The sequence below is a fragment of the Pedobacter mendelii genome, from assembly GCF_014635725.1.
GTDB lineage: Bacteria > Bacteroidota > Bacteroidia > Sphingobacteriales > Sphingobacteriaceae > Pedobacter > Pedobacter mendelii.
Window position 1 is genome coordinate 1 of record NZ_BMDJ01000027.1, and the last position, 1,330, is coordinate 1,330.

Genomic DNA, 1,330 nt, shown 5'->3' on the forward strand with positions numbered 1-1,330 from the left:
AATAGGAAAACAATATTTGCAAGTTAGAACCAGAAGATTAGCTTTGTAAAGCTGTGCACTCTTGTTGCCGTTTTCTGTGCACTCTTAATTGCCAATTCTTGTGCAGTGTTATTTCCCGATTACACAACGAAGAAATACTCTGGATTGTTGGTGAGATATTCAAGCATGCAGGTTTCGAATCTAAGTGTTCTTATGATCCCTCTGATTTAATGCCATTGACAGAAGAGTTCAAGCCTGATTTAATACTATTAGACGTGCAGCTTGGAAAGCATGATGGCAGGCAACTTTGTTCTAATTTACAGAGTGAGCCTCATACCCAACATATCCCAGTTGTCCTAATGTCTGCTAATAAGAAATCCAGTGTGCTCGATGGTTTCAATTGCAAACCCAAAGCTTTTATCAATAAGCCATTTGATATTGATGAGCTTATTAGTTGTGTAAATCAACAAATTACTTAACTTTATAAAGCCACTTCGTTTGGCTCAATTACCCCTAGTTTATACGCTCCTTATACATTTGAAGTTGCTTTTGCAGATGTTTTCTAGCTTGGTGAATCCTTGTCTTTACCGTTCCTATCGGTATACCCAATTCTATAGCAATTTCCTCATACTTGTAGCCTTCAACGTACCGAACAAAGGGAACAGAATAGGTGTCTGTCAGTCCACTAAGGGCCCGTTTTATATCACCCATAGCGAAACTAGTTTCAGAATCATTACGAGTTGAACTGTGCAGCAAATTATAAGACGAGATATCCTCCTCTTGAGTAACTATAGATTGCACCTTGATGCGTCTTCGATAATTGTTGATGAAAGTATTGCGCATAATGGTGAACAACCAACCCTTTATATTTGTCCCTTCCTCGAATTTATTTAAAAACTTGATGGCTTTCATCATTGTATCCTGCAACAGGTCGTTTGCATCATCGGCATCCTTTGTGAACTTAAGGGCGAAGTTATACAGACTCGTATTGTGTTGAGTGATAATTTGGGTAAACTGGGTGTTAGTCATAGGGTTTATATTAGGAGGTATTCTGAACTACCGCAACTACCTGACCAAATACATTCAGTTTGATGTAACATTGTTGGTGACTTGGAATTATAATCACCTGATGCTATCACTGGATTACAAAATCCAATTGCTTTATCAAGATATTTATGATTTATATGGCAATATTGTAAGCGATCCAACCAATCTGGATGATGCCTGGATAAACCGCTTCAAATTGACCCCTCTTCGCCAATCTAAAAAGTTCCCCTTAGCCGAGTTAATTTGATAAGGTTCGCCAAAGGAAAAAGACCCCTTTGCGCCAATCCAAATTGACCCCCTTGAA

Annotated in this window: 2 protein-coding genes; one reads left to right on the forward strand and one right to left on the reverse strand. The window is 38.5% G+C overall.

The features are described 5' to 3' along the window. Nucleotides 1-53 precede the first annotated feature (53 nt). A complete protein-coding gene (locus IEV50_RS19530; RefSeq protein WP_229746823.1) occupies nt 54-458 on the forward strand; it encodes a response regulator in 405 nt (134 codons plus the stop codon). Between the two features lie 34 nt (nt 459-492). On the opposite strand, the gene IEV50_RS19535 is transcribed toward IEV50_RS19530, so the two are convergent. Continuing rightward, on the reverse strand, nt 493-1,008 hold the full coding sequence (locus IEV50_RS19535) for an RNA polymerase sigma factor (RefSeq protein ID WP_188417605.1): 516 nt from the start codon (nt 1,006-1,008) through the stop codon (nt 493-495). Between the last annotated feature and the right edge of the window lie 322 nt (nt 1,009-1,330).